This window comes from Bacteroides sp., from assembly GCF_052357945.1.
In the GTDB taxonomy this organism is placed as follows: domain Bacteria; phylum Bacteroidota; class Bacteroidia; order Bacteroidales; family Bacteroidaceae; genus Bacteroides.
Window position 1 is genome coordinate 1 of record NZ_DAWCXD010000078.1, and the last position, 23,631, is coordinate 23,631.

General features: G+C 44.4%; 17 protein-coding genes. 5 read left to right on the forward strand and 12 right to left on the reverse strand.

Features of this window, described 5'->3' with window-relative positions; all coding sequences use genetic code 11:
* Positions 1-169: 169 nt before the first annotated feature.
* Together ACT8YW_RS14305 and ACT8YW_RS14310 are read left to right on the forward strand one after the other, a co-directional pair.
* Complete coding sequence (locus ACT8YW_RS14305; RefSeq protein ID WP_444105712.1) at positions 170-730, forward strand: DUF4372 domain-containing protein; 561 nt, start codon at positions 170-172, stop codon at positions 728-730.
* A 209-nt stretch (positions 731-939) separates the two neighbouring features.
* The gene (locus tag ACT8YW_RS14310; protein ID WP_444105714.1) at positions 940-1,338 is read left to right on the forward strand and encodes a transposase; all 399 of its coding nucleotides are present in this window, start codon (positions 940-942) and stop codon (positions 1,336-1,338) included.
* Positions 1,339-1,494: 156 nt separating this feature from the next.
* On the opposite strand, the gene ACT8YW_RS14315 is transcribed toward ACT8YW_RS14310, so the two are convergent.
* Together ACT8YW_RS14315 and ACT8YW_RS14320 are read right to left on the reverse strand one after the other, a co-directional pair.
* Positions 1,495-1,917 (reverse strand): hypothetical protein, encoded by a 423-nt coding sequence (locus ACT8YW_RS14315; RefSeq protein WP_444105716.1) that lies wholly within the window; start codon positions 1,915-1,917, stop codon positions 1,495-1,497.
* Positions 1,918-1,953: 36 nt separating this feature from the next.
* Entirely contained in the window at positions 1,954-2,829 is an 876-nt protein-coding gene (locus tag ACT8YW_RS14320; RefSeq protein WP_444105718.1) for a DMT family transporter, read from the reverse strand.
* 130 nt (positions 2,830-2,959) lie between these two features.
* Between ACT8YW_RS14320 and ACT8YW_RS14325 the strand changes: the two genes are divergently transcribed.
* From ACT8YW_RS14325 to ACT8YW_RS14335, 3 genes are all read left to right on the forward strand, one after another.
* Positions 2,960-4,711, forward strand: coding sequence for an AAA family ATPase (locus ACT8YW_RS14325; protein WP_444105720.1), 1,752 nt, complete (start codon positions 2,960-2,962; stop codon positions 4,709-4,711).
* Between the two features lie 136 nt (positions 4,712-4,847).
* Positions 4,848-5,405 carry an RNA polymerase sigma-70 factor gene (locus ACT8YW_RS14330; RefSeq protein WP_444105722.1) on the forward strand — a complete coding sequence of 186 codons (558 nt, stop codon included), beginning with the start codon at positions 4,848-4,850 and terminating at the stop codon, positions 5,403-5,405.
* Between the two features lie 58 nt (positions 5,406-5,463).
* On the forward strand, positions 5,464-6,492 hold the full coding sequence (locus ACT8YW_RS14335) for a FecR family protein (RefSeq protein ID WP_444105724.1): 1,029 nt from the start codon (positions 5,464-5,466) through the stop codon (positions 6,490-6,492).
* Between the two features lie 162 nt (positions 6,493-6,654).
* On the opposite strand, the gene ACT8YW_RS14340 is transcribed toward ACT8YW_RS14335, so the two are convergent.
* The 10 genes from ACT8YW_RS14340 to ACT8YW_RS14385 form a co-directional block, all read right to left on the reverse strand.
* Positions 6,655-8,799 carry a hypothetical protein gene (locus ACT8YW_RS14340; RefSeq protein WP_444105726.1) on the reverse strand — a complete coding sequence of 715 codons (2,145 nt, stop codon included), beginning with the start codon at positions 8,797-8,799 and terminating at the stop codon, positions 6,655-6,657.
* A 28-nt stretch (positions 8,800-8,827) separates the two neighbouring features.
* Positions 8,828-9,529 (reverse strand): DUF3823 domain-containing protein, encoded by a 702-nt coding sequence (locus ACT8YW_RS14345; RefSeq protein ID WP_444105728.1) that lies wholly within the window; start codon positions 9,527-9,529, stop codon positions 8,828-8,830.
* Between the two features lie 35 nt (positions 9,530-9,564).
* The gene (locus ACT8YW_RS14350) at positions 9,565-11,406 is read right to left on the reverse strand and encodes a RagB/SusD family nutrient uptake outer membrane protein (protein ID WP_444105730.1); all 1,842 of its coding nucleotides are present in this window, start codon (positions 11,404-11,406) and stop codon (positions 9,565-9,567) included.
* A 12-nt stretch (positions 11,407-11,418) separates the two neighbouring features.
* Positions 11,419-14,928 carry a TonB-dependent receptor gene (locus tag ACT8YW_RS14355; protein WP_444105732.1) on the reverse strand — a complete coding sequence of 1,170 codons (3,510 nt, stop codon included), beginning with the start codon at positions 14,926-14,928 and terminating at the stop codon, positions 11,419-11,421.
* Between the two features lie 34 nt (positions 14,929-14,962).
* Positions 14,963-16,114, reverse strand: coding sequence for a cellulase family glycosylhydrolase (locus tag ACT8YW_RS14360; RefSeq protein ID WP_444105734.1), 1,152 nt, complete (start codon positions 16,112-16,114; stop codon positions 14,963-14,965).
* Between the two features lie 4 nt (positions 16,115-16,118).
* Positions 16,119-17,291 (reverse strand): 1,4-beta-xylanase, encoded by a 1,173-nt coding sequence (locus ACT8YW_RS14365; RefSeq protein ID WP_444105736.1) that lies wholly within the window; start codon positions 17,289-17,291, stop codon positions 16,119-16,121.
* A gap of 84 nt (positions 17,292-17,375) precedes the next feature.
* The gene (locus ACT8YW_RS14370; RefSeq protein ID WP_444105738.1) at positions 17,376-19,139 is read right to left on the reverse strand and encodes an IPT/TIG domain-containing protein; all 1,764 of its coding nucleotides are present in this window, start codon (positions 19,137-19,139) and stop codon (positions 17,376-17,378) included.
* A 35-nt stretch (positions 19,140-19,174) separates the two neighbouring features.
* Positions 19,175-20,623: an IPT/TIG domain-containing protein gene (locus ACT8YW_RS14375; RefSeq protein ID WP_444105739.1), complete on the reverse strand. Its 1,449-nt coding sequence runs from the start codon at positions 20,621-20,623 to the stop codon at positions 19,175-19,177.
* A 32-nt stretch (positions 20,624-20,655) separates the two neighbouring features.
* Complete coding sequence (locus tag ACT8YW_RS14380; RefSeq protein ID WP_444105741.1) at positions 20,656-21,876, reverse strand: SGNH/GDSL hydrolase family protein; 1,221 nt, start codon at positions 21,874-21,876, stop codon at positions 20,656-20,658.
* 366 nt (positions 21,877-22,242) lie between these two features.
* Positions 22,243-23,631, reverse strand: a 1,389-nt coding sequence (locus tag ACT8YW_RS14385; RefSeq protein ID WP_444105743.1) for an alpha-L-rhamnosidase-related protein, incomplete at its 5' end; no start/stop codon positions are given.

Consider the following 23,631-nt stretch of genomic DNA (forward strand, 5'->3'; position numbering starts at 1 on the left):
ATCCAAGAGAAAACAAACTACCGATATTATTTTCTTTCTCACTATTGTCCGTAATAGAATTCCGAAACGTTTTTAATTAATTAATATTCAATAATTTATAATGCTTTGTCAATTTTTCGATAGAGAATCCATACTTTTGGTAGATGTAATCCTCTTATTTAGATTCATCATGCCAAACGGAAAGACTGTCTTTGCTCAAATCATGGATCTTGTTCCTGATTATGAACTCGAAAAATGTATTGACAAATATAACGGAGACTACAAAACCAAGAAGTTTATTTGTCGTGACCAGTTCATGGTTATGAGTTATGCTCAGTTCACAAGGAGCTCTAGTCTTCGAGTAGTAGAAGCTACCCTTACCGCATTCTCTTCTAAGCTTTATCATTCGGGATTGAAGCTCATACACAAATCGACTCTTGCAGAGATGAATGAAAATAAAAATTGGCTTATTTATCAAGATTTTGCACAGGTTCTCATCAAGCGAGCAAGCGATTTGTATAAGGATGATTATTTCAGAATTGGTCTCAAAGAAATGGTATACGCCTTTGACAGTAGCACCATTAAACTTTGCTTGAACCTTTGCCCGTGGGCTAAGGTTCATCATAACAAAGGAGCTTTCAAGATGCACACTCTGATAAATCTTCGTGGTTCTATTCCTACTTTCATATGGCTTACAGAAGGCAAAGTCAATGACATGAATGGGCTTGATGTAATCCCCGTAGAGCCATAAGCTTATTATCTTTTGGATAAAGGTTATGTGGGTTTCTATCGGCTTTACAACTACTTTCAAAAGCGTAATGCATTCTATGTAACTAGAGCTAAGGATAACATGAAATATGAAGTTATCCAAGAACATGAAGTGGATCAACAAACTGGTGTTGTCAGTGACTTGACAATAAGGCTTCCGGCCCCATTGTTTCTAAAGACTATCCTGATGAAATGAGGCTCGTAATCTATGAAGATTACACGGAAGGGAAGAATACCGTATATAGATTTTTGACTAATGATTTCGAACTTACGGCACTCACTATAGCGGAACTTTATAGAGGGCGTTGGCAGATTGAACTTTTTTTCAAAGGGATAAAACAGCACTTGCACATCCAGTCGTTCTTCGGAACAACAGAGAATGCTGTATACACACAGATATGGATTGCGATCTGTGATTATTTGCTGCTTATCATTGCTAAAAAGCTGTATCATATGGAACAAAATCTTTATATAATCTCTCAAGCGATAGGACTAATTCTTTTTGAAAGAATACCCTTATCGGATATGTTTAATCAATTTGATAATTCTAAATTAGAGCCGGATTCTAAGGAACAACTTAGCTTGTTCTAAACTATTCCGGACAATAGTGATTTGCATATAGAAAAAATTCTTTCTTATTTCTTTTCTGCCAGATAGACATCCAATTATAATACAAGCTGCCCATCAAAGTAATCCATGTAATTCGCAATGAAGCAATTGCCATATTTCTTTATTTTGAGAATACCCCTACTTTTTTCTGTCTTTAAATAAAGCGATTATGACTACTTTTAGAACAGGATAAAAGATTATAAGGGCTTTCGCACCCCAAATGGTAAAAAGTATACCATATAAGATTCTCATTATTTGAATCTTGTATGGGTCTTTGAACAATCCTAAAACGATAAAACTTATCCCGCTTAAAAAAATCACCAAAAAGAGTAATGCACATATAAAAATGGGAAACGGACCGTCATATTCAGTAAAATCGGCTAATCCAAGCCATTTCTTCCATTTTCTCCACCGTTCTCTCCTCCTTTCTTCCGGTTCCCTTTCCTTCCTCATTCTCTCCGACTCTATCACACGCCGACGGAATTCCTCTTGGGGACGCTGTAAACTGAGATTGTATCTCCGCATCTTTTCACTAATGCGTTTCTTTTTTCTTTTTGTCATTCTTGTATTTGTTATTTCTTATGTGTTTTTACCTATTTATTTCTTTTCTGCCTGATAGACTCCAAAAATAATGCAACCTGCTCCCAATAATGTAATCCACGTGATTTGTTCGTGAAGAATGATAACCGAAGCTACCATAGTCACCAACGGATTGAGATAGATATAATTGGAGGCTCTAACGGTTCCCAACTGTTTCAATACCACATTCCAGAGGACATAACAAACCAGGGATGCTAGGACGGCCAAAAATAAAAGATTGGATAATACTATCGGTTTTAAAAGTATATCAAGATCCGGTTGCAGCGGATGAAGAAGAAAGACGGGAAGTATGGTCAATACTCCATAAAAGAATATTTTGCGGGTGATAAATACTGTGGGGTAGTGCCCTGTCATTTTCTTTATCACCAAACTATAAAATGCCCACGATAGGGCGGCAAGTAAAGTAAGCAAATCCCCTACCGGAGATAATTTAAGTACAAAACTGCCGTTAAAGACCACCAGTCCCACTCCGATTAAAGCTAATATGGAACCATAAATCAAACCTTTGGTGGCTTTTTCACTCTTATAAAAGAGAAGGGAAAGAATGGTGGTAAGTAAAGGAGCTGTGCAAATGATGAAAGCCACATTAGATGCTTGCGTGATTCCCAAAGCTGTATTCTCGGTAAAGAAATAGAGTGAGCCACCGAAAAGACCTCCTGCCATCAACCAAAGTTCGTCTTTCCAATTACCCGCAAACAGACGTTTGGGAGAAATCACCCAAATACCCAGATAAGCAATGAGAAAACGATAAAGGAATATCTCCTGTGGGGTCAGTCCGTGATTAATCAGTACTTTGGTTGATATAAAGGTCAGTCCCCAAATAGCAACTACAAGTACCGCAATCAGATGGTAATATCCATGCTTCAATTCCATAGTGATGGTGATGTTTTTTTAATAGAGTACAAAGATAGCAAGAAGTTATGGAATGTTTGTTTGGAGAAGTAACAAAAAGCCCGTACCTTTGTTTATGTTCAAAGAAAGTTCCTAAAATAAGGTATAAGTTATGGAAAAATATATAGCACCGGACAGGAAACGTATCCCCTATGGCATGATGAACTTTGCAGTAATCCGCCGCGACGACTGTTATTATGTAGACAAAACCCGGTTTATACCCATGATAGAAGAGGCGGACAAGTTTTTCTTCTTTATTCGCCCGCGCCGTTTCGGCAAAAGTCTCACAGTAAGTATGTTGCAGCACTATTATGATATACTTGCCAAGGATAAATTCGAAGCGCTGTTTGGCGACCTTTACATCGGAAAGCATCCTACGCGCGACCGGAACAGCTATCTGGTACTATACCTCAACTTCTCCGGAATAGTAGGCGAACTGCACAACTACCGCAAGGGCTTGGATGCGCATTGTGCCACCACCTTTGAGAACTTTTGCAAAATATATACCGACTACCTGCCACAAGATACGGTAGAAGAATTGCGGACAAAAGAAGGAGCAGTGGAGCAATTGGACTTTCTCTACCAGGTATGTGCACGTGTCGGACAGAGAATTTATCTCTTTATTGACGAATACGACCATTTCACCAATGCCATCCTCTCGAATATAGAAAGCCTGCACCGCTATACGGACGAAACACATGGCGAAGGTTATCTGCGCGCCTTCTTCAATAAAATCAAAGCCGGAACCTATTCAAGTATCGAGCGTTGTTTCATTACTGGCGTAAGCCCCGTAACAATGGACGACCTCACAAGTGGTTTCAATATCGGAACCAACTACTCGCTCACACCGGAATTCAACGAGATGATAGGTTTCACGGAAGAAGAAGTGCGCCAAATGCTCACTTACTATTCCACCACCAGTCCATTCAACCACAGCGTGGACGAACTGATAGAAATAATGAAACCCTGGTATGACAACTACTGCTTTGCGGAAGAATGTTATGGCAAAACCACCATGTACAACTCAAATATGGTGCTCTACTTCGTCAAGAATTATATTCAACGAGGCAAAGCCCCCCGGGATATGGTAGAAGATAATATCCGTATCGATTACGAAAAATTACGTATGCTCATCCGGAAGGACAAAGAGTTTGCCCATGATGCTTCCATCATACAAACATTGGTGAGCGAAGGCTACATCACCGGAGAACTAAAAAAGGGTTTTCCTGCCGTCAATATTACCAACCCCGACAACTTTGTGAGCCTACTCTACTATTTCGGTATGCTCACCATTAGCGGCACGTATAAAGGAAAGACCAAACTCTCCATCCCTAATCAGGTAGTCCGCGAACAAATCTACACTTATCTGCTAAGTACCTATAACGAAGCCGAACTCAATTTCAGTAGTTACGAAAAGAACGAACTTGCCAGTGCTCTTGCCTACGATGGCGACTGGAAAGCCTATTTCGGTTATATTGCTGACTGCCTGAAACGTTACACCTCCCAGCGCGACAAGCAGAAAGGCGAATTTTTTGTTCACGGCTTCACACTTGCCATGACGGCACAAAACCGTTTCTACCGTCCCATTTCCGAACAGGACACACAAGCAGGCTATGTTGACATTTTCCTCTGTCCGCTACTGGATATCTATTCCGACATGAAACACAGCTACATTGTGGAACTGAAGTATGCCAAGTATAAAGACCCCGAAAGCCGCGTGGAAGAACTGCGACTGGAAGCTATTGCCCAAGCCAATCGCTATGCTGACACTGATACGGTGAAGAGAGCAGTCGGCACTACACAGCTTCATAAGATTGTGGTTGTGTACAAAGGAATGGATATGCCGGTATGCGAAGAGGTTTAATACAAGGATTTTTTCAATAAAACGTCACACCATCAAAAGACTACTCCTATAAATAAAAATTATGATACGATTTATACTTCTGTATGCTAAATATTGAAAGAATCGTGTACATTTGTATCATAATTAATCTAATAATATGCAAGAAGACATTACGCTCGCACACCTTAAGCGTGGCGATCACCAAACATTTTCTCGCTTATTCAATTTATACCACCGGGATTTAGTGCTTTATGCCGGGCGCTACCTTCCGGATTTGGAAACGTGCGAGGATATTGTACAAGATGTATTTCTAAAAATATGGCATATCCGTGATCGTCTGGAAATAAGCGTACCGCTACGTGTCTATCTCATCAGTGCTGTCCGCAACTCATGTCTGAATGAAATTAAACGCCGTAGAATCATATATGATACCACTATAGACTCGCTGACATGGATGCCCGAACGAGTGGAGGAAGAAGCCGTACTTTATTCCGAGCTTCACGAGCAATTCCAGCAAGCATTGCAACAGCTTCCGGCACTTTACCGTCAAGCGTTCGAAATGAATCGTTTCCAAAACAAAAAGTATCAGGAAATTGCTGATATGCTTGGAGTCTCCAAACGTACCATTGAGGTGCGCATTGGTAAAGCACTGGCTTTTCTACGAAATCATCTTAAAGAATATTTACCGATGATCTTATTTCTATTCACAAAATAATTGTGGTAAAGCGTTAGTCAATTGTCTTATTAATATAGAAGAATATAAAAAGAGAACGATGGAAGAAATAAATGAACATATCAATGCAATCATAGCTAAATATTTTGCAGGCGAAGCCTCTCTTGAAGAAAAGAACGAACTCACAGCATGGATCAAAGAGAGCAAAGAACATGCACGATGGTTTGCACGTCTCAAAGACCTCGATCAAGCTATACACCCAAGCTTTGCCCCTTCTGCCATCCATACGGAACAAGCTCATGAAAAGTTTATGGACCAACTCCGCCGTGATAGTAGAAACCAAAAGTTCCGTACACTGATGATACGGTGTCAACGTATCGCCGCTATCCTGTTCCTGCCCATAGCTTTTCTGGCAACATATTTATTGACAGACAAATTTTCTGCTCCTGAACTAACAGAAACATGGCAAACCATCACTACTCCTTACCGTACTTACTCACAAATAAACTTACCCGACGGATCCAAAGTATGGCTTAACGGAGGGAGTACTCTTCAATATCCGCTTGCCTTCCATAACGGAAACCGTGCAGTCAAACTCACAGGAGAGGCTTACTTCGAAGTCGAATCTGACAAGAAGCACCCTTTCATCGTTCAGACAAAAAATATGAATGTGACAGCTACCGGTACAGCATTCAATGTAAATGCTTTCTACGTTGATTCCATATCTGCCGTCACGATGGTAGAAGGTATTACAGACGTAGATATGCAAGGAACAAGTCGTCGTATGTTACCGGGTGAACACATCGTTTATGACAAGCAGAAAGGAAACTACACTGTTACTAAAACCGACCCTAATAAATGGTGTTCATGGCGCAACGGAAAGATTATTTTTGAAAATGATCGTTTAGAATATGTCTTCCACCGTCTTAACCAACTTTACAATGTGAACATAACAGTCTGTGACAGTGTCATAAACAGCTATGTCTATCATGCAACTTTCACAGATGAAACATTACCCGAAATCCTGGAAATGCTGAAAATTAGTGCGCCTATTTATTACGAGATTCAAAAAACGAATTCTAACAATCCGCACGCCCCCAAGCAAGAAATCAAAGTTTTCCGTAAATAATAATAAACTAGACAATAATAAACAACTCTGAAGATTGTACCATCAGTCCGCTTAATCATTATGAGTTAAAACTACCATACTTTAAATAGTGCCACCATATTAGCACAATTGTGCCAATGAATTGGCAAAGTCGTGCCTATATATTGGCACAACTGCACCTGATTATTGCATCTTTCGAAATCCTTCTGTCTTGACATTCCAACCCTTTGGAAACCCAGGAGTGATGCCCGAAGCTCCCTCCCATCCACCTGCCATCATCGCTACGGCGGTAAGCAAGCCACCGTTCGACGGGAAATAAGGAAACGGACCGCCGGTAGCCAACCCATGCGCATCGAAGCGGAAGTTTTCCGAATCATACAGCAACAGGTCCACAGCATCCTCGGGACGGTGGCAGCGTGCGGCAGCCATCGCCAGCATCGGAAAATCCCAACCCCACACACGATCAAACTGCCAGGAAGTAAGAATCTTGTCCAAAGTAGCCCCGAAGATTTCCTTATCCACTCCATCGCCCGGCAACATTCCGAAAATACCGGCAAGTGCCGGATGTTCAAAGTTATAGCGTGTCCACATATCGAGGATTCCTTCGTACGTAATATACACACCGTCTTCTACCGGCAAGGGAGACAACTGTTCCAACACATCCTCCCACTGTTTTTCGCGTGGCAGTCCGCAACGCTCCCTCCAAGTTTGTGCGGTCTGCAAACCATAACGCCAATAGGCCAGTTCAAATGCAGGATTAGACGTATCGAATACGGGAGTATTTTCGGAAACAAGACAGAGTGGGGCTCCCAATACGTAACGTTGCGATATACTGTCATAACGCACGTAATCGGACATGTAATCGGCTGTAGCGAAAACAATCCCACGCCATTTATCCAGCATCTCCTGCGTAGGATGCAGACGGTACTCCTCTTCTGCAAAATAAATAGGATGAGGCTGCTGCCAGATAAGCGTGGCATGAATGAGATGAGGCCATTCCCGGTCTATATCTCCCGTACATTTAGGCCAGCGTGCACCACGGTAACCTTGTTTCTCCGCACGCAAGCGCGATGTCGGAAGGAATTTCCGGTAAACATCGATGGCTTCTTCCGCCAGCTCTGCACGGTTCCATAACAGATAATGCAGTTCATGCCACCAGATCATCTCGAAGTGAAAACGTCCGAACCAGCTGTTGTTCACCAGCCCGCTCTCCTGCGGTGGCCATAAACCGACTTCATTCATCCGCATCAGATATTGCGACAATACGATACGACGCTCCAACTCTTTCCAACGCACATCTTCACTTTGGGAAAGATCGATGGCCGCACCGGAAAGCCAATAGTTACGCCATGCTTCGGTACTACGTACTTTCATTTCCTTCATTCCCGAAAGAACGACCTGCCCGGCATCGGACATATAGCCGCACAACAACGAAAAACAGCCCTTCGAATCGGGTTCCAGCCGGAAGCGGTGCGAACCCGCCACGGGAGCCACGATACACATCGAATCGCTCCACTGCAACCTCACGTCATAACGCGTATCGTCTATCTGCCGCCTGATACAGGCTGACATAGCTCCATCACTCTCAAGACGCGATATATGCCGTCCCGGACAAGTGTAATCACCGGCATACTCGGATATATCCTTCCTGTCGGGATAAGGAAAATCCATAAAAAACTGGAGCCGCCCTTTCTCTAGCAACAGCGAACGCACTTCTACCCCGATAGCATCCAATTCCGGATCACAAACAGTTTCAACCGTGACAGGAACTCCCTCCAATGTAAATCGACTGGTTACCACACCCGTCCAAAGATCCACCTCCTGCCGCGTATCTTTCAGATCGCTTTCAACAGCCTCCCGCCCGTCAGCCTTCAGCAAACGTAAACCTAACCGTCCGAGATTGAAGCGGTGAGGATTCCCGGACAGCCAGGCGGAAATCTCCGGCTGTTCATCGTCCGGAAATTCCAGCGGAACTTCTCGCCCACCGACAGCCACCCCGACTCCTCGATATTCCTGCGTACGCGCCTTTTCATCTTGTGGAAAACTATGCCAGCCCCACTGCGACAGCGTATTGAACGGTACAAACGTCTGTAAACCCGTTATGTCCATACAAAAAGCAAAGCGACCGTTGCCCACCTGCGCCGGACTGTGCGGATCTGTTTCCGTAGTGACAATGCGATGCCGAGCTACTACCGACTCGCGGTCGATGACCGGCCTGCAGCTATACAGCAAACCTGCCACCATCATATAATAAAACAGTTTCTTCATATCCACCCCAAAGAAGTTTCCGCACCCTCCCGTTCCGAAAGCAGAAAGATACGGAAACATATACACAATCAATGAATCAATCAATTCCCTACTTGACCCGTTCGGAACCGGGTGTGTAAACCTTTTGAGTGATGCCCTTAGTGCCCACTCCAATACGTACATAAAGCATATCGTACTTCTTCAAATCCGAACTCTCAAGGTTCACGTTAATCGTATGTGTTCCTACGCTCAATCCTTCGGCATCGATCTTCTGACAAAAAGTGACATCATCTACAAAGCGTGTCTTTCCCAAATAAAGCGAAATGCTTTCAATCAGCTTTGCCGGATCTCCCTCAATCAGCGAGAAAGCACCGCGAACAACGTCAAATGTCACTTCCAACTGCCCCCCATCTACTGCGAAATTCGCATTGCGAACCACATAATAAGGAGTAACGGGAAAATCAATCTGCATATCACCATGTACATCAAAATTCAATTCTGTTCCGGTATCCGGCCAGGGACCGTACCCCTTCTTAGCAACCAGCCTATAAGTACCATCGTAAACCAACACTGTGAAGTTTCCCTCTTGATCTACATAAACAGGAATATTACCTGTCCCCTCAAAGCCAGGCTGATAAAGTTCCAGTACATTATAATCCTGCCCCGTTCCGGTTTGTCTCAACCCGACTGCTTCGTCTTCATAAACAACACGTCCTGTCAGGCAACTTTTGGGAGCTTCATAATTATCCTTGTTGCATCCCGCAAGCACGAGCGCACAAAGCATTAAGAATATTCCAGTCAATCTTTTCATATCTTTCTATACTTATATTATTCCACAAAATTAGGTTATTGGAAAGGATTTTTGACCAGTAGAGGATTATTAGTAATCCATGAGTTGTCAATACCGTTATAGTAACACATCCGTTGGAAAAGCAGCGGATAAGGCTTCATGTAACAGTCTTTCTTCTCGAACACCCACTTGCCGTCAATGCTCGTTCCCGGAGCATACACCTTATATGGGAAGAGCGAAGTAAGCTTTGCCTTCGAAGTGCCATCCCAGATGGTATGCCCGATGCGCCAACGTTTCACGTCCCACCAACGATGGTTTTCAAAAGCAAATTCCACCCGGTTTTCACGCTGGATATCTTCAATAGTCACCTTGTCCAGCTCACTGATGCCGGCACGCCGACGGACTTCATTGATATATTCCACCGCTTCTTTAGTATACCCCAGTTCCATGGCAGCTTCAGACGCTATCAACAACACCTCCGCATAACGAAAACGGATAAACCATACATCACTGCCGCGAGTACCCTGATCGAGGCTTTCGGAAACATATTTGCGAATGTTGAACCCGGTCTTGTTCATATACAATTCATTGTTTTGGACAGGCCCGTTGATGCTCGTAATGACACCGCCATACTGCGCGCTGATTTGTCCCGGCGTTCCTTCCACCGTCCGGAAAGTGCCCGACGATTTATCCATGATGCCTGCCTGATAGTCCATATGTGTAGAACGAAAGTAGGAGCCCGGATAGATCACAGTCCCCCATAAGCGCGCATCCTTATCCTTAAAGAGATCTTCGGGCTGATCGTAATAGAAATAATCTCCACCGTTGCGCACCTTCAGAGAGCCATCTCGATTGTTTTTATACTCAAAAGCCTCTACAAGATTCAACACAGGAAGAACCATGTTACCGCCCGACTTAATGGAAGTGGCATAGTTGCTCAACGTCCAGGAGTGAGTCTTGCCCGGATAAATGTAATCCAACGCCCAAATCACTTCCGGGTTATTATCTTTCTTGACAAACAAATTGTAGAAGTTCAGTCCTTTATCCGTATCTTGGTTATAAAGGCTGTATTTATTGCCCTTGATAATCTCCGTAGCCGCTTCGTAAGCGATACGGTAAAACTTCGAAGCCTGTTCGAAAGGGACGCCGACCTCCAGGCCGGAAGTTTTGATAATACAGTTGTTCACCTCGTTGTAACGGGCTATGGAAGCGGCATAAACAGCCGTACGAGCCTTCAATGCGAGCGCAGCCCACTTCGTGGCGCGAGCCGCGTGAAGATTGGTGGTCGGATCGTCCACATCGGTTAGAAAATAATTGGCAATCGCATTACACTCGGAGATGATATAGTCATAAGTCGCCTCTTCCGTGCTGCGGGCAATATACATGGCCGGAATCTCCGACTCTCCCTCATACTCATACACTTTGTCGCCAATCACCGGTATTCCGCCCAGACGCTCGCACATGTTAAAATAGAGCCAGGCACGCAGGAAGCGGGCTTCTCCCTCAAGGTTCCGCCGCATATCCACTGTGAGTTGCCTGTTGGATTCGGCTGCTTCCGAACGCAATCCTTCCAGAAAAAGATTTATCTCGCGCATCAGGCCATAATCGTACATACGCCAGTGGTTCTGGAAGAACATCTGTGTATTGTCCGGTATTCCCCAACCGTAGCAAGCCTCATCGAGCAACGTGTATTGATACATTTCCGAAAAACTCTGTCCCCACTCTACCCTGCCATAAAAATTAGCCAAAGTGGACTCTATCAGTGCATTATCCGAAAAGATCTGATGCTGCGTAAAGACATTGTTGGCTTCTTCGTCAAGAAAGTCATTACAACCGACGTTCGTGGCAGCAGCCAGCAGCAGAAGACCACCCATATAGATAGTTCGTATTATTTTCATAATCATCCTCCGTTAAAAAGTTAAGTTAAGACCAAAACTGAATACTTTCGTTGTCGGATATTGCTGGCCGCTCTGTGTCGCAATCTCCGGATCTATTCCAATATCTCCCACATTATCAATAGAAAAGAGATTCTGTATGGAAGTGAATACGCGAAGATTCTCAATGTTGACCTTCCGCACCAGTCTCTTGGGTAACGTATAGCCCAGTTCAAAATTACGCATCTTCAGATAGCGGACATTTCTCAACCAAAATGTACTAAGACGATCGGAAGCATAATTACTGTGATTACCATTTCCGGCAAGCACCATCGGATATTTGCCCGGAAGATACGTACTGTTAGGATCGTTAATATCTGAAAGATGCCACATGTCATCGAGCATGAAAGCCGGACTGTTGCCACCGTCGTGCAAGGGATTCTTCATCTCCATATCCATATAGAAAGAAGCCAGTGCCGCACCAGTAAACAACACGGCAAGATCGAACCCTTTCCATGACATCGCAATGTTGAAGTTAAAACTCAAGCAAGGTACATCTCCCTGGCGATACCCCATCGGACGCTTATCCATATTGTTAATCACCCCATCGTTGTTGGTATCTTTATAAATCAAGTCTCCGGGACGCAAGGTAGTGTTACCCTTGCCGTCGATATCCACCGGATAACTGGCGATTTGTTCCCAGTCCTGAAACTGCCCGGTACATTCCAGTCCCCACCACTGGCTGGAGTAACGTTTCTCATACCAGTTCTGATATTTTTCCCAGGAATGACTAAACTTCCACGGTGAGCGTTCCCATTCATACTTGCGGGCAAGAGTAAAATTACCTTCTACCGAATAATTGAAGTCTCTGACCTTATCCGTCCATTTCACACTGCCATCCAAACCGCGGATCTTTTGCGACTCCTTGTTTACCTTCGGGAGAGAAAGACCGGCTTCTGTCGGCAGATTGATGCCCTGACCGGCAGGAATCCCCTCCAGCGTACGGCTGAAATAGTTCAATTCCCCCGTCAGCCGATTGTCGAAAAAGCCATACTCAAAACCAACATTAAACATCTTCACCTTCTGCCAGGAAAGTTGCGTAACAGGTAGGCCGCGATATTGCGAACCGATTACCCACTTACCATCCAACACTGCGCCGCCGGAATTATAATTATATCCTTCCAGATAATCGTAAGGGGAATACCCGGAAGTATTTTCATCGCCCACTACGCCGTAGGACACTTTTAACTTCAGGTTTGAAAGATACCGCTTCATGTCCTCCGTCCACCATGATTCTTCCGTGATGCGCCATCCGGCAGATACGGACGGAAAGAATCCCCAACGTTTGGTAGCGGGAAATTTCCATGAACCATCATAACGGCCTAGAAATTCCAGCAGATAGCGTCCGTCATAATCATAAGTGAAACGGCCGATAAATCCGGCACGGGCTTTCGGAGCATAAAGCATATCGTTGACAGCCTGCAAAGTAGATGTAGTGATCTGTGTTGTCAGGTCTGTCTGTGGCTGGGAAGTGAGTTCAATGCCCGGCGATGCATCTCCTGAAGGATTATTAGGCGTCTGGAAACGAGAAGCCTCACCACCAACCGTTGCCGACACATTGTGACGACCAAACTGTTTCTGAAAATCTAATGTAAATTGCCCCGTATAATCTTCCGTATTACGCACATACTTATAGAGCGAAGGCTCTTTCTGTCCGTCCGTTACATAATATTCACCGGTCACCGCATCATACTCATACAAATCGAAAGTCTTCACTTGCTTAGAACGTCCCCAATACTGCAAGGCATAGCCTCCAATAAGCTTCAAAGACAAATAGTCCGTAAACTTATATGTAGCATCGATATTGAATTGCACCGCACGCTCCTTACGCAAATCTTCTCCGTTCTTCCCTAACGTCGTAACAGCAAAATTCGTATAGATATAACTCGACGTTTTGGCGGGATAAAGCGGATTATCATTCACGTAAGGCCGCATAGTCGGCAGATTGCGGTAAGCACCGAAAAGCATCCAGCCTATTTCATCCCCGCCTCCTAGTCCGGGAGCTTTCAGATTTTGCAACCGTCCGCTGACCGAAGCATTGAAAGAAAACTTTTCGGAAAGTTTGGCATTTACGTTAATCTGAAGATTGGTACGGTTGAAACCACCGAAATCGCGAATGGCATAATCCTGGGTAGTATTACTCAAAGCGATATAATATCCCACTTTATCCGAACCACCGGTGATATTGGCTCCAATGTAAGACTGTGCGCCCGGATCGGTGGCAAAATCGAACCAGTTGAACCCTTCGTAACCACGTTCGGTCCCCGCCTGCCATTTCTGGTATTCTTCACGAGTATAAGTAGAAGTGTAATTTGGATTGCTGGCCTTTTGAACCACATCCGACTGATATTGTGCCCTGACATACGAAGCTGCCGAAGCCGGTTCGGGAAACCGGAAAAAGTCCTGCCAACCATAGAGTGCTTTGATATTGACGGTGTGACGGGAATTAAAATTGCCCGATTTGGTTTTCACCACCACTACACCATTAGCGGCACGCAGACCATAAATGGCCGCCGACGCATCTTTCAGAATTGAAATAGATTCAATATCATTAGCATCAATATTATTAAACTGGGACTCATCCCGCTGCACCCCGTCGATAATATATAGCGGAGTATCCATACCACGAATACTGATTTTGGTCGTCGCTCCCGGACGGCCATCGGTCATACGGCTGTTGATACCTGCAATCGTACCCGCCAAGGCAGAAGAAGTGTTAATCGTAGAATTCACCTTTAAGGCATCACCGGATATATTGGTGATAGCCCCCGTGATAGAAGCTTTCTTCTGTACACCGTAACCTACGATTATGATATCTTCAAGCACTTCAGAATCTTCCTGCATATTGATCGGATAGTCTCTGCGATCCCCTTTCACGGTAATTTTCATCGTCCTGAAGCTCATATACGAAACAGACAGCACATCACCGTTTTTCACCTTGAGACTGAATTTTCCGTTCGCATCGGTCACCATTCCGGTAGTAGTGCCTTCCACCATGATATTTACGCCGATAAGAGGTTCCCCGTGAGGATCGGTAACGCGTCCCGTGATGGTATGCCCTCCGGAAGAAGAGGAGGCAGCAGGAGTGATTCCCGGCGTATTGTTCTCTTTCGGCTGGCGCAAAGACAAAATGATTTGTTTATTGCGGAACGTATATTCCACTCCGGAACCGGCAAACAACTTATCCAACACTTTTCGGACAGGCTGCCGGGTGACGCGAAGAGTAACTTTGCGACTAACATCTATCAACGTCTTGTTATAAAGGAAATGATAATGACTCTGTTTCTCCATATCCTTCAATACCTCCTGAAGAGGAATATTTTTCACATCCATTGTGATCGTTACATTTTCCTGCGCACGGACAAATGTGCCTGCACACAGCAGCAACGCCCAAAACAGCCACACGAAGCGAAATGCGACACCGGAAAACGCCGACGCGGAACGCCTGCTACTTCGGAAGCCTTTTATTTGTTGTGTATTCATCATTTATTTTCTATTAAAGTTTCAACTAACATAAGGGTTACTTTCCACGGAGCAATTGCCGTATAAATTTTGCCTCACGCGCATCATAAGGTGTACCGTCAGGATGAAGCACATCGTGAAACCAGGGTTGAGGTTCTTCTGCTCCCCCTTCCCAATGCCAGGGCCATTTCGTATTCATCTTGCCGTCCACCAGCCCCCAACTGATAGCACCGACACGCTCCGCCTTGAATAGTGTCAATACGGTATCAAAATAGCAGTGAAACGTACGTGCCATATATTCCGTACAGATGATGGGACGTCCGACAGGTTTATACCGTTCGGCGAGCATCGTCAATACTTCGTGTTGTTCGCTGTAGGTATGGAAAGAAACAATATCCGAAACAGCAAAAATAAAGTGATTGAGATTGACCAGGTCAGTATTCCATACGCCGATAGTCAATGGCTGGGAAGGCTTCATACTGCGTACCCAACACACCACTTTTGTCATCAGGTCGAAAGAGGTGGTTCCTTTATGGTTGCGCCAACCGGGTTCGTTCCATAAATCCCATGCCAGCACCCGTTTGTCACGCCCGAATTTTTTCATCAACTGTTTCACGTAACGCTCCATAAGCGGATATGATTCCAAATCCTCCGATCCGTCGGGCAAAAGGTCCGGATCACCACAGAAGAAACGGTTATGACATCCGGGAATCGGTTCGGGTTGGGGACCGAGTTTATTGTCTATCCCACCTGCGCCAGAGAATATCACTAGCATCGTTTTCATTCCGTGTCTGTCGGCTATTTCCAAAAACTGGTCTACCCGCTGCATATATCCTTCCGGATCTGCTTTCCAAACCGTACTTTGAAGAAAGACACGCAACGTGTTGAAACCCAACTGTTCCGCCCAGCCCAATTCTTCATCAATAATCTCCGGTGAAAAAGTCTCTTGCTGCCACATCTCAATCTGATTGACTGCATTTCGGGGGATATAATTACAACCTGCAAGGAAAGGCAACCGGTCATACCAGCGTTCGGCTTTACGTGCCGACCATCCTTTCATATCAGTTGATACCACAGCTTCTTCCAAAGTCATATCACGATATTTTTCTGTCTGAATCTGTCCCGAAATCGACGATACGGTCAAGGTGAACATAAGGCAAAGTGAGATGAACGGTTTGGCAATACGGGATATAGTAAATCTAACATTCATAATATCATTTGTTTGATTCGGTAATACCTGTTATTTCACGCAAAAATTCTTTCTCTTCCGGATATTTCGGCGAACCGTCCGGAAGAAGAATATCGTGGAACCATGGGTCGGGCTCTGCATCTCCCTTATCCCATCCCCACGGATAAACGGTATTAGTTTTACCCCATACCAGTCCCCAGTTGATCGCACCTATTTTATATTGTTTCATGAAAGGCATTGTATTCTGGAATGTACTCTGCCAGTCATTACCACGCGCCAGGTATTCCGAACAAATCACAGGGCGTCCGTATGCAAGAATCTCTAATGCAATATGCTTCATACCGATAATAGTACCTCCATAGGTATTTTTCGCATCGTTCCATCCGGAATAATTATGGTAAGAATTAATGTCCGACATTGTAAGAGCTATTTCATCGAAAACCGCATGTTCCATATCCGGTGAATGGATACCTACCGTAATGGGCTGTTCCGGGTTCATCTCCCGAATCCACTGAATACTTTTGGGAAGCAATTCCGTTGTAATATCTTCGCGGTTGGCAGCAGTTCCCGGCTCATTCCATGCTTCCCAGATACGAATACGCTCGTCGGTACGGAAATGGGCGACTACGTCCTGCACATACCGTTTCATCAGGTCATAACGTTCAGGCATTGCCTTGCCATCATCATTGGTCACCGTAGGATCACCCATAAATGCAAGGTTGTGTACACCTGGAATCGGGTCCAGTTGTTTGCCTAACGTGCAATGGCTCAAATAATCGCCCGCACCCGAAAAGAAACAGAACATGGTCTTGATGTCGTAACTATCCGCTATAGTGAGAAAGTCTTCCATATTATTAATAAAAGAGTCTCGTTCTTTTTCCCATACAAAGCTGTGCAGGAAAACACGTACGGTATTAAACCCCAGTTCGGCCGCCCATCCCAGTTCCCGGTCTATCGTCTCCCGGTCATAAGTGGACGACTGCCACATCTCGATCTGATTGATAGCCGTGCTTGGAAAAAAGTTGCATCCTACAATCCACGGTTGGGCTGCATGCCAGTCACGCGCTTTAGTGAGCGACCACGGTTGAAGAGGCTCTTCGGGAAGGGGGACGAATATCTCGTCTCCTTCAATCTTCCCGCAAGATGACATCATCACCAGAAGCAGCAATACACATAGTGATAAAAATTGTCTTTTCATATGATTATTTTTCTTTTAGCGTTGCAGGAGAGAGAGCCCGGTCAGTAACGGATCTCCCTCACACACATTTGTTCATCCTGAAAACTAGTTATTATTCTTAAGTTTGATTTCGATTTTACGGATTACTTTACCTCCGTCTTCACCTATATAGAAAGTATTATCGTCGGCAAGTGCCAGACCTACCGGATTGTTGAACTGCACGTTTCGCAGGTCGGAAATTGGGGCCTCCGTGACATTGTTTGAACCGGAAGAACCTGTTCCGGCTAGGGTAGAGGTCGTTTTTGTTCCATCCAGATCTGTTACTTTACGTAATGCATGATTATGCTGGTCAACAAAATAAAGTGTCTCGCCTGTACTGTCGAGGTACATCTGACGCGGACCGTTCAATCGAGAAGTACCCGGCACACCATCCAAAAATCCAATCTCATTTAAAACGTCGCTTCCGGCAACTAATTCTTTTTCACTGCCAAGAGTATGCGTGTCCAGATTATAAGGGTAACGGACGATATAAGCATGAGGACGATCAACACCTTCACCGGAAGGAACAGTCGCGTTATCACTACTCCGGGATACATAAAGCCATTTACCATCAGGTGAGAAAAGCAGGCGTGCACTATTATTTACCCATAACGGAGGAATAATGCTTGATAGATCAACCGGAGTAGCATCGACAGCATTCAGCAAATAAAAATAAGATTCCATACGGAATGAATCCCACGAATAACGAGTCAAGATAATACGTCCGTCGACTGGATTAACTGCCACATCACGAACATCTGTATAAGGAGATGCCGGCGTCTGATAACCTGTAGCTTCGCCAAATGTACCACCGCTACGGGTAGCCATATATAATATATCACACTGCCGGTCGTGGGCTTCTTTAATTGTATAGTACAATTGATCGCCCGAAACACATACTGCACAACTAGTGTTAAATCCCCACGGATTACCATCGGTCGGCGACTTATACGAAGAAACTTCACCATCATTCGTAATCAGACGAATACCGTTCAATACTTCTCCTACATAAAGTGATTTAACAGATGCATCATAAGCAAGACTATAAGGTGCAAGGAAGGTTGCAGTCAACCGGGGGCCATTAGCAATACCGTTCTCACCTGTACCGGCATAAACCGAAGAGGTACCTACATATTCTTTCGCAACAACCTGGAAGTCACTGAAAGTTTTATGGAATGTTTTTGCCGCATTTACCCCATATTTAATTTCAATTTTCAACTCATGACTGCCAATTTCCGAATCTTCCGGCACAGTGAAAGTGATGGCGGTAGTAGTCAATGTAGTTACAGTAAGTTTCGTTCCATCCAAAGTGACAGTCACATTATTTTTGTCCGTACCGAAATAATCTCCTTCGACAGTCACTTCACCACCGGCATAAGTTCCCGTGGAAGGCAGGTAACCGGAAACAACAGGAACGTTTCCGCGTACTTCAAAATCGACTTCAAAAGTATGTGATACCGTCTGTCTGATATCTTCCTTATCGGTATAAGCTATTTCTACGGAAAGGGGGTAAGTTCCGACTTCCAGCGTATTCGGAATCTTAAATTTAATCACCGAGTTGCCTACCTCTTTCACAGCAATAGACATTTCACCCAGCTTGACTGTTACATTCGAAGATTCCGTTCTAAAATTCTCACCCATAATCATCGCGTCCGTTTCGGAACCCGCTTCCGTGTATTCCGGAGAATAGGTAATGACTTCGGGAACTTTCCCTTTTTTGATGGTTTCAATCTCCTTTTCATCTTCATTACAGGCAGCAAACAGGATTGCCACTACTGCCAGACACCATGTGAGCGCACATAGTAAATTAGATCTGTAATAAGGTTTCATATACATGTTTTTTAGTTATTATTAGAATAAGATTATTATTCGTTTCCCTGTACAATCTTACGTATATCGGCAAATTCCTCTTCAGAAACATAGATGTTGCCTTTCGAATCCAGGCAGATACCCGAAGGTTGATTAAAGACAGCTTCCAGAAGTTCACCGTTTTTAAAGGAACTCGTATGAGTCGCTTGTCCGGGACAAGGGAGCCCTGCCAATGTTGTAACATTACCTTCACCATCTACCTTGCGAATGCAATGGTTCCTCCTGTCTGTCACATACAGATTGCCCGCATTATCACAATATCCCCATTGCGGAGTATCAAAACGAGCTGCCGAACCTTTTCCATCTGCATAACCCTGTCCGTAGCCTTTTATACGATTACCATCTCCCGCGTCCTCTCTTAGTTCTTTCTTGCCCGCAAATTCTTCAAATTCATTGCTGATTGTCTTCGTCGAAGGGTCATAATCATAGCGCGAAATATAATGAAGTCCCTGATGCAAGATAAAAAGTTTACGGCCGTCTTTTGAAAAAACAGGATGAGACTCACTGCTTGCCCATGTCTTGGTATAGCCGCGCAATTCTGTCGCTTTATGCGTCTCTATATCGTATATATAAAGTTCTTCGAAAGGTCCCCAAAGGTTGCGCGTAAGTGCGATCGTTCCATCAACCGGATTGACGGCTAATCCGACAAAACCATCCATATCTTCAGTTGAATCACCATAATAATTGGCATAATTCTCTGATTTAAGCGCATAGCCCAAGAATTGTCCCCGCGAAGTAGGACGCGCTCCCAGCAGCCAAAGCCTGTCTCCATTCGGTGAGAAATCCATCGCTTTAAAATCAGACACCCAATCACCCGTACCGAACCCGCCGACATTGTCTGTCGAATGATAGAAATCAAGTAATCGTGATGTTTGTCCGTCGGTCAACAAACGGATTCCTCTGTTCCATTCGGATAAATATATATTATCATCATTATCAACAAGTAATTGTCCAGGGCCATATAATTTTGAATCAAGTAATGCTCCGAAAGTATATTCATTCTTTAGTCCCGTGCGCCCGGCAAACGTTGAAACATTGGCAGATATGGTATAGGAAAACAGATTCTCGAATATTTTTTCAAAAAGCTGAAGCGTACCACTTTGTCCCCGGCGTAGTCCGACATGTACTTTCCCCGACCCACAATCTTCGGGAACTGTTACTTCTATCGTGTTATCATCTATGTAAGAAATGGCAGAGATTGTATTATTAATAAGTACAGTTATTCTGGACGGATCAGTACCGAAGTAACTTCCCGTAATAGTAATCAAATCTCCTGCCTTACCTTTTTCGGGAGAGAAAGCCGTAAATACAGGTTCCTGTGTCGGTTCATCACCGGAATCTTTATTTTCATCATCACTGCAACCTACTGTAAACACTGCCAACAACAGTATTGCCAATAAACTGTGCAGATAAATCCTGATCTGATAAAAAGATTTTATATTCATTTTTGAAGAGTTTAGTTTCTGAATAAATTAATTTATTTCATATAAAGCAATATGCCGGGAATATCGAACAGTCGTTTAGCCATTGCCATGTGTCCCTCGGCTGTAGGATGTATTTTGTCCTCCTGAAACAGCCACGATGCCTGTTTATGCAAATTCCCATCGTCAGCGGTAGCGAGATCAAAACGACAACCGGATACGTTCATTTCCTCGCAGACGGAAGCTATTATTTCATTGGTAGCATAGCTGCCCCCATCACTGGTCACCGGAATCCGGTTGATAACCGGAATCGAACCGTTCGCACGTATCAACTCAATCAGCTTCATTACTTCCTCACGTGTATTCGGACGGTTAGTACCAATAGTCACCATTACAAATTTCGGACGGATAAAAGGTATCTCATTGGATACACGGTCTATCACTCCTTCAATGGTTGAACCGCTTTCACCAGAAAAGACCACTCTTCCATCAAGCCATGAAGCCATCACCTCGCCATAACGTGCTGCCTGCCGGACATGATCGCCTTCGGTAATGGAATTTCCGATGATATACATTAAAGGTTCCGGTGATACAGTAGCCACAATCTCCATGTCTTTAATAAAAGGAGATTTACCTGAAATACGTCGGAAGCCGAAAACATTATTTTGTCTCCCTCCCTTAAATTCTTCCTGTTGACCTGCTCCTAAAACAGGAGCAGTCTCTACAGAAGCGGTAGCTCCGGTCTGTTCATCGGTTATAGTGAACGTATTATTACGAAAAGATTTGACTGCTTCGAGCAGATAGGTATGACCGTTTTCGATGGCAAAAGAGGTAGATGCATCAATATCATTCACGCCTGCCCAGTATCTATGGATATTAATGGTTCCTTTCACAGCGTCTATCGTAAAAAGAGAGCCACCATTGCCATCACGCTCAAGCCAGTGTAATCCAAAGCGAGTATCGGAGAAAAGAGAAAGACGCACGCGCGTGGCACGTTGTTCAAAAGAGATTCGCCTGGATAGGTTCAAATAAAATCCGACATCTTGCGTGCCGTCTGCTGCCAAGCCGCGTTCTTCAAGGGTCCATTCCCCAAAATTGTCATTTTCATTGGAGAAATCTTTTAAAGACTCCCCACCAGAAAGAAAGTCATACTTTAGCAGAGAGATTTCCTGCTTGACAGGTTTTTCAGGCTCGTAGGGGTGAAAGTTGTATTCATCAGAACACGAAACATTCCCTAACATCATCACCATAAAGGATAGTGTAACAAGTTTCCTCATATATCAGATTTTTTTAGGTTTAAAATATCTACTCTTCGATCCATTTCCAAAATGCTATTGAGAACCATTTTAGGACATGAATCATAATAATGACAATCCTAAAAAGAAAAGACACATCAAAAAATGATTTTTAAAAGAAAAAATGTGCGCCAAACTGCTAAAAGTAGGAAATGGAAGGCTTGCAAATACTATTTTTATACTTATCAAACCACTTGTAAATCAAGATACGACGAATATAGCTGTTTATTACCAAATTAGTGAAAAAATAGTCGTATATAGAAAAAAGAGGAACAACCATTTAAATATAAAAAAGGAGATGTGCTAAAATTAACACACCTCCTTCATATCAAATTCCTACATAAAAAACTATTTGGTCATCTTGTAAGTTCCACTTCCATACTCCTTTGACTTCATCTCCCCGGGAAGGGTTACAGTAGCGGTAACACCCTTAGGAATGGTGAATTCCCAAATCCAGGTGTCACCCTCATATTTCCAGGCACTCTTGATGAGTCCGGAGGCGGAACGGTATTCGGCAGTCACGTGTCCTAACCGCTTGTCTGGAATGGGCTTCATTATGATATGTTTGAAGCCGGGGGTGGCAGGATCGGCTGCGATGCCGGCAACGGTTTCCCAAATCCATTCACATACGCATCCGTAGGCATAATGATTGAAGCTGTTCATGCCGCGCGGTCCCATTCCTTTGTCTATCATATAGCTGTTCCACCGTTCCCAGATGGTGGTGGCTCCATTGTCCACAGAATACAGCCAGCTTGGGTTCTTACGTTGAAAGAGTAGTTCATAGGCAATGTCTTCCATGCCATTCTCCGTGAGGGTAGCCATGAGAATGGATGTGCCCAAGAACCCGGTCTGCAAGCAAAGATCGTGCTGTGCGAAGTTTTCACGCAGACGGTCTATCATCTTCGCTTTGGCTTCGCCTTCCAAAAGCTGGTTCTTCAAGGCAAACAAGGCAGGAGTTTGCATGGTGTTGAGAATGGCGGTTTTGAAGGTACCGTCTTCGTTGAGGAAGTTCTCTTTGATATATGCCTTTGCCGAATCGGCCATTTGCTGATACTTGACGGCATCGCGACCGGTGGCGGCAGCCATGTCTCGCATCATGAAAGTATCTACCACCCAGTAGGAAGCGCTCAAATAGTTCCAGTAGCTGACGGCGTCAGGAAGTGGACCTTGGGGAGAGAAAGCCAGTCCGCTACAGCTTTCCAACGGTTCGTAACTCAACCAGTCGGCCCATTGGTAGTTGCCGTTCTCGCCGCAGAGGGTCTCGTGGTTATACTTGGTGTCGTTGATGTGGTTCATAAACAGGTCCATGGCGTTCCAGTTCTCCTCGACGATTTGCGTATCACCGAATTGCTTCCATACCGTCCAGGGCACGATGATTCCGGCATCGGCCCAACCCAAACGCATTTTCTCATCACCGTATTGTGCCAAGGGAGCCACTCCGGGGAACCCGCCCAAACTGTTCTGTGTGTCGCGCATGTCACGCATCCACTTGTGGAAGAACTTCATGGTATTAGCAAAGAATGTACCGGTTTCTGCGAATACTTGTGTGTCTGCTGTCCAGCCCAGACGCTCGTCACGCTGCGGACAGTCGGTAGGTATAGACAGGTAGTTGGATAGCTGTCCCCAATAAGTATTGGAGATGAGCTTGTTCACAAGGTCGTTGCCTGTGGTGATAGTGCCGGTCTCCAGTTCCTTTGCGATGGAAGTAACGGGGATGGACTTCAACGACTTGATGGC

Bases quoted from the DNA above. Each gene is read 5' to 3' on its own strand.
- ACT8YW_RS14305 (WP_444105712.1), top strand. From the start codon at position 170: ATGCCAAACGGAAAGACTGTCTTTGCTCAAATCATGGATCTTGTTCCT.
- ACT8YW_RS14310 (WP_444105714.1), top strand. From the start codon at position 940: ATGAGGCTCGTAATCTATGAAGATTACACGGAAGGGAAGAATACCGTA.
- ACT8YW_RS14315 (WP_444105716.1), bottom strand. From the start codon at position 1,917: ATGACAAAAAGAAAAAAGAAACGCATTAGTGAAAAGATGCGGAGATAC.
- ACT8YW_RS14320 (WP_444105718.1), bottom strand. From the start codon at position 2,829: ATGGAATTGAAGCATGGATATTACCATCTGATTGCGGTACTTGTAGTT.
- ACT8YW_RS14325 (WP_444105720.1), top strand. From the start codon at position 2,960: ATGGAAAAATATATAGCACCGGACAGGAAACGTATCCCCTATGGCATG.
- ACT8YW_RS14330 (WP_444105722.1), top strand. From the start codon at position 4,848: ATGCAAGAAGACATTACGCTCGCACACCTTAAGCGTGGCGATCACCAA.
- ACT8YW_RS14335 (WP_444105724.1), top strand. From the start codon at position 5,464: ATGGAAGAAATAAATGAACATATCAATGCAATCATAGCTAAATATTTT.
- ACT8YW_RS14340 (WP_444105726.1), bottom strand. From the start codon at position 8,799: ATGTTTCCGTATCTTTCTGCTTTCGGAACGGGAGGGTGCGGAAACTTC.
- ACT8YW_RS14345 (WP_444105728.1), bottom strand. From the start codon at position 9,529: ATGAAAAGATTGACTGGAATATTCTTAATGCTTTGTGCGCTCGTGCTT.
- ACT8YW_RS14350 (WP_444105730.1), bottom strand. From the start codon at position 11,406: ATGAAAATAATACGAACTATCTATATGGGTGGTCTTCTGCTGCTGGCT.
- ACT8YW_RS14355 (WP_444105732.1), bottom strand. From the start codon at position 14,928: ATGATGAATACACAACAAATAAAAGGCTTCCGAAGTAGCAGGCGTTCC.
- ACT8YW_RS14360 (WP_444105734.1), bottom strand. From the start codon at position 16,114: ATGAATGTTAGATTTACTATATCCCGTATTGCCAAACCGTTCATCTCA.
- ACT8YW_RS14365 (WP_444105736.1), bottom strand. From the start codon at position 17,291: ATGAAAAGACAATTTTTATCACTATGTGTATTGCTGCTTCTGGTGATG.
- ACT8YW_RS14370 (WP_444105738.1), bottom strand. From the start codon at position 19,139: ATGAAACCTTATTACAGATCTAATTTACTATGTGCGCTCACATGGTGT.
- ACT8YW_RS14375 (WP_444105739.1), bottom strand. From the start codon at position 20,623: ATGAATATAAAATCTTTTTATCAGATCAGGATTTATCTGCACAGTTTA.
- ACT8YW_RS14380 (WP_444105741.1), bottom strand. From the start codon at position 21,876: ATGAGGAAACTTGTTACACTATCCTTTATGGTGATGATGTTAGGGAAT.